Annotated in this window: 5 protein-coding genes; 1 reads left to right on the top strand and 4 read right to left on the bottom strand. The window is 69.5% G+C overall.

Annotated elements, in window-relative coordinates:
* A partial coding sequence (locus BGO22_RS21455; RefSeq protein WP_286852412.1) for an ATP-binding protein occupies positions 1-487 on the top strand: 487 nt, incomplete at its 5' end.
* A gap of 321 nt (positions 488-808) precedes the next feature.
* Here the strand turns inward: BGO22_RS21455 and BGO22_RS21450 are convergent.
* The 4 genes from BGO22_RS21450 to BGO22_RS21435 all read right to left on the bottom strand — a co-directional run bounded on the left by BGO22_RS21450 (position 809) and on the right by BGO22_RS21435 (position 4,993).
* Positions 809-1,351 (bottom strand): hypothetical protein, encoded by a 543-nt coding sequence (locus BGO22_RS21450; RefSeq protein ID WP_070399026.1) that lies wholly within the window; start codon positions 1,349-1,351, stop codon positions 809-811.
* Positions 1,352-1,361: 10 nt separating this feature from the next.
* A complete protein-coding gene (locus BGO22_RS21445; RefSeq protein WP_070399027.1) occupies positions 1,362-2,126 on the bottom strand; it encodes a hypothetical protein in 765 nt (254 codons plus the stop codon).
* Positions 2,127-2,250: 124 nt separating this feature from the next.
* Entirely contained in the window at positions 2,251-3,399 is a 1,149-nt protein-coding gene (locus tag BGO22_RS21440) for a helix-turn-helix transcriptional regulator (RefSeq protein WP_139147037.1), read from the bottom strand.
* Positions 3,400-3,460: 61 nt separating this feature from the next.
* The gene (locus BGO22_RS21435; protein ID WP_070399029.1) at positions 3,461-4,993 is read right to left on the bottom strand and encodes a class I adenylate-forming enzyme family protein; all 1,533 of its coding nucleotides are present in this window, start codon (positions 4,991-4,993) and stop codon (positions 3,461-3,463) included.
* Positions 4,994-5,120: the final 127 nt, after the last annotated feature.

Raw genomic sequence — 5,120 nt, 5'->3', positions numbered from 1 at the left:
CAATAAGCTGCACACGAGCAGCTTCACCGACTCGGCCCACAACGTGGTCTTCATCGGCGGTCCTGGGACCGGCAAGACGCACTTGGCTACAGCCCTGGGTGTTCAAGCCGTGCACCGCCACGGCAAGCGGGTGCGCTTCCACTCCACGGTGGAGCTGGTCAACGCGCTGGAGATCGAGAAAGCCCAGGGCAGAGCCGGGCAGATCGCACACCGCCTGATGTACGTGGACATGCTCACCCTGGACGAGCTGGGCTACCTGCCGTTCAGCCAGTCGGGCGGTGCGCTGCTCTTCCACCTGCTCTCCAAGCTCTACGAGCACACCAGCGTGGTCATCACCACCAACCTCAGCTTCGGGGAGTGGAGCCAGGTCTTCGGCGATGCCAAGATGACCACTGCGCTGCTCGATCGCCTCACGCATCACTGCCACATCGTGGAGAATTCCCTTTTTCGCGTGCGCCCGTGCGTGCGCGCGCGTTTTTTTATTTAAGGGTGTCCACCAACACACCTCGATGGCTCGCTACCGCAACATTTTTGAAGCACGCGCAGCGGGCCCAGGCCCTGAGACAGTTTCAGCCCCGCCTACCCCCACCGCCAGCGAGTCTGAGGCCCCTGCAGTGCAGGGGCTTTTTTGTTGGGCGAACGCGTGAGGCCTGGCGCTGAGTTGCGCAGGGCTTGAGCGTTTGTCCCGGCGCTCAAAAGTACCGGAGCGGAGAGGTGCTCGATCCGGACGAAGCGGCAAGCAGCGTCAGCTTTTCATGGGGGGTGCCGTGAACCCGACGCATTGACTTGCAGGGCGTTAGACAGGCCCTCAACGCCGGCACAGCTTCACCGGCCCCAGCCCCTGGCAGCCCCGGCGCTGGGTTTCCACGCTGCACTTCAGGTCGTAGGCCGAACCCTTCCACGCCCACACCGGCTCGCAGAAGCCCGCCGTGCCGATGCGCAGGTCCCGCCAGCCCTGGCTTCGTGTCGGCAATGGCGTGACGCTCGCGCCGGGAAAACCCAGTTGCTGCGCATAGCGGCCCTGCGCGTCTTTCACGAACAGGAACACCGAGGAGCCGGTGTGGCCCGAGGTGCAGCCATTGCCCGCGATCACCAGCACCTCGGGCACGCCGTCGCTGTTGAGATCCAGCACCTGGGTCTCGTGCGCGATCTCGCCGCAATCGGGCGCGATCAAGGCCTTGCCGCCCGGGGCGATCCGGTAGTCGAGCAGGCGGAAGATGGCCTGCTGATCGGCCTCGGGCAGCCGGCTGGCCGCGTCGCCGAACAACAGGCGCGGCCCCGCCGGCTGGGCCCAGGCCGCCGCAGCGGTGGTGAACCACAGCGCGGCCAGCCAGCGCGAGCGCCATGCCACGAAGCGCTCCTCAGAGCTTGGGTGCCGCACCGCGCGACAACCGCGCCTTCACGGCCTCTTGCCGTTGCTGCTCCACCCAGTCCCTGGCCTTCTGGTGCGTGCCGGCCCAGGCGCCGTAGTCCACCAGCCGCACCGTGAGGTTGTGCACCGGCTCGCCGGCCATGCTGGCGGCGGCGGCCAGCCCGCAGGTCGAGGGGTCTCGCGGCACATAGCCCTTGTCCTGGCCGCGTTTGAGGCCGCTCAGGATGTCGGATGCTTCGCCCACCCCGATCACCGTGGTGTTGGGCGTGCTGCGCCAGCACATGGGTTTGCCGGGCTCCCCCCAAACGAAGTTGGTGGTGGTGTTGCTCTTGCCGCTGGTGGTGGGCGAGCCGTAGCGCTGCGCCAGCTGGGCACCGAGCTGGGCCTGCGTGGGAGGAGACTTCAGGCTCACCTGACGCGTCATGCCGAGCACACGCGACGCGCTGGGCGGCGGTGCGAAGTAGAGCCGGAAATCCTCGCGGCCTTGCGCGTCGTCGAAGGTCACCCACAGCTCGTACAGAAAGGGCGGCGTGTTGAGCTGTTGCACGCCGTCGCTGTAGTTGTAGGTCATGTTGCGCTTCTGCACGCGCATGCCGGGGCGGTGTGCGGTGAGCGCGGCCATCGCTTCGGCTTCGCTCATGCCCGGGCGCAGGCCCACGATGTCAAACGACGGTTGGGCCGCGGCGGGCTGGCACAGCGCGGCGGCCATGGCGAGCAGCCCGGCCGAAGCGCGCCGGAAAACGGCGTAACGCATATCGACTGTCCTCGGTTGTGATGGGCCCATGCTAGGTCGCGCGGGCATGCGAGGCACCTCCCAAATGGGAGGTGCGCCCATGGGCGGTGCGAGGCGCGCGGCGATGCCGGGCGGGGTCACGACCTCAGTGCATCTGCAGCGGCCAGGCCGACTGCGTGACCCGCACCAGCAGCGCGATCAGTTCGCTCTGTCGCGTGGACCCGGTTTTCTGGAACAGGATCTTCAGGTACCAGCGCGCGGTGGCATAGCTCATGCGCGCGCGCGAAGCGGCTTCGCGCAGCCCTCCCCCGTCCATCAGCGACAGCGCCAGCCGCGCTTCGGCCCCGGTGAGTCCGAACAGCGCGGCCAGCGTCTCGCGCGCCTGTGCGACCGGCGGCGCCAGCGGTTCCGACAGGCTCACGAGGACGGCCGCCTGCGGCGACACGAACACGCTGCGCGTGCTGCGCAGGGGCGTCATCTGCAGCACCAGCCCCTGAACCACGAGCGCGGCCGGCTGGAGCGGTTCGGCCCAGGTGCTGCCGGCCGTGCAGGCGTTCAGCAGGGCATCGAGACGCGCCTGGTCTTGCGGCTCGCGCGCGGCGAGCCGGCCGCCGCGCAAACAGAAGCCCTTGCCGCGCGCGAGCAGCCGCAGCGCCGCCTGGTTGGCCTGCAGCAAGGCCCCTTGCGCGTCGAGCACGGCCATGCCCTGCTCGATCCGATCGAGGGCCGTCGTGCTGTCGCTGCAACGCTGCGTCAGCGTGTCGAGCTTCACCACCATGCGCATGGCGCGCTCCATGTGCCTCGCGAGCCGATCGAGGCGGCGCTGCTCGGCGAGGCCGAAGCTGCCGCGACCGGGCTCGCGCAACAGGCTGAAGTTGAGCACCAGGCCCTCCTGCACCCACGGCGTGATGCCCATGGTGTGCGCGAGGCCCTGCGGCCGCAGCCACTCGTTGAAGTAGGTCGAGCGCCGCAAGGCCGCCGGGTCACCCAGGTGAGCGAGCATGCGTTCCTCGGTGCGGACCACGCCTGGCCGGTGCAGCTCGGGCGTTTTCAGGCAGGGGTTGTCGGGCAGGTAGAAACTGGCCGAGAAGCGCTTGATGTGTGCCCGATCGACGCCTTCGATGCGAACGGGCCGCAGAGCGCGCGCGCGCAGGTCCAGGCAGTACAAGGCTTCCACCCGCGAATGGAACAGGGCACGCAGCGCCCGCATGGCATCGTCCCAGGCGGCTGGGTCGATCACGGCGTCGTACAGGGCCTCGGTGGCCCGGTGCATGAGGACATCGGGTCGGGACATGCCGGCGTTTTAGCCGATATCGGCACTCGGCCGGCGCGTCCGACGGGCGCCGCAGGACCGCTCAGCCGGCTCGGCCGGATGCCGCCAGTTGCTCGCGCAACTGCGCCTTGAGGATCTTGCCGGCCGCGTTCTTGGGCAGCTCCGCGGCCTGCAGGTAGCGCTTGGGTCGCTTAAAGCGCGCGATGTGCTCGATGCAGAGTTGGTCCAGTTCCTGCGCCGTGGCGGCCTCGCCGTCGCGGCAGCTGTAGACGGCCACCACCGATTCGCCCCAATCGGCGTCCGGCATGCCGAGCACGCACACCTCGCGGATTGCGGGGTGGCGCAGCAACACCTCCTCGACCTCGCGCGGGTAGATGTTGGTGCCGCCACTGATGATCACGTCCTTGCTGCGGTCCTTCAGCGTCAGCAGGCCGTCCGCGTCGAAGGCGCCGACGTCGCCCGTGTACAGCCAGCCGTCCCTGAGGGTCTTGCGGGTCGCGTCTGGCAGGTTCCAGTACCCCAGCATGACCGTGGGCGCGCGCACCACGATCTCGCCCGTCTCGCCCACCGGCAGGGCCTCGCCGCGGTCGTCCAGGATGCGGATCTGCACGCCGGTCTGCGCGTAGCCGCAGGACGCCAGGCGCGCCTGCAGCCGGGGGTGGCCGCGCTCGTGCTGCGAGCGCGTCAGCGAGCTGATGGTCATGGGCGTTTCGCCCTGGCCGTAGATCTGCGCCAGGCGTTCGCCAAAACGGTCCATGGCCTGCACGCAATCGGCCACGTACATCGGCCCGCCGCCATAGACGAGCGTCTGCAGGCCGGGCAGGTCGGTGGCCGCCGACAGCGTGAGCCGGGTGACCATGGTCGGCGCGGCGAACATCGACACGCCCCGGTGCACGGCCATCAGGCGGTCGATCTCGTCGACCTCGAAGCCGCGCGACTCGGGGCAGATGTGCAGCGAGCCGTGCAGCACGTGCGGCAGGATGTACAGGCCCGAGCCGTGCGACATGGGCGCGGCGTGCAGGATGGCGCGGCCCATGCCTTCGGGCTCGACGTCGTTGGTGTAGGCGCTGGCCATCGCCAGCAGGTTGGCGTGGCTGAGCATGGCGCCCTTGGGCCGTCCGGTGGTGCCGCTGGTGTAGAACAGCCAGGCCAGGGCGTCCGGTGCCACCGGCTCGGGCGCCATCGGGGGCGCGCCCAGCAGGCGCTGGTAGTCGGCACCTCCGACCGCGATCCCGGGCGTGCGCGGCACCAGGCCGAGCGCGTCCAGCGCGTCCTGGTGGCCCGGGTCGTGGAACAGCGCGCGCGCCTGGCAGTCGTCCAGGATGAAAGCCAGCTCGCGCGCGTGCAGCTTCACGTTGACCGGCACGACCACCAGACCACGCGCCCAGCAGCCGAACATCAGGGCCAGCCACTCGGGCTGGTTCTTCATGAAGATCACCACCCGGTCGCCGGGCCGGCAGCCCAGGCGGGCCAGCCCGGCCGACACGTCCAGGGCACGCTCGAGCAGATCGCCGTAGCGCGCCACGACCCGTTCGCCCAGGGCCACGGCCGGGGCCTGGGGCCGCTGCGTGGCGGTGCGCCACAACAGGCCGAAAACACCGTGATTGAAATGCATGGGAACCCTTTCAGCGCCGCGGCATCGGCTGGTAAGTCTGCCAGCCGGAGCCCGCCAGCCAGCCGCAGTCCACCACCAGGGTGGTGCCCGTGACCGCGGCGGCCTGGTCGGACAGCAGGAAGCGCAC

Source organism: Hydrogenophaga sp. 70-12, assembly GCF_001897365.1.
In the GTDB taxonomy this organism is placed as follows: domain Bacteria; phylum Pseudomonadota; class Gammaproteobacteria; order Burkholderiales; family Burkholderiaceae_C; genus Hydrogenophaga; species Hydrogenophaga borbori.
The sequence above is the reverse complement of the archived record's forward strand: the minus strand, read 5'-3'. Positions and strand labels throughout refer to the sequence as shown.

What these genes read in the sequence shown, in the direction of transcription:
- BGO22_RS21445 (WP_070399027.1), bottom strand. Translation starts at nt 2,126, where the DNA reads ATGCGTTACGCCGTTTTCCGGCGCGCTTCGGCCGGGCTGCTCGCCATG.
- BGO22_RS21440 (WP_139147037.1), bottom strand. Translation starts at nt 3,399, where the DNA reads ATGTCCCGACCCGATGTCCTCATGCACCGGGCCACCGAGGCCCTGTAC.
- BGO22_RS21435 (WP_070399029.1), bottom strand. Translation starts at nt 4,993, where the DNA reads ATGCATTTCAATCACGGTGTTTTCGGCCTGTTGTGGCGCACCGCCACG.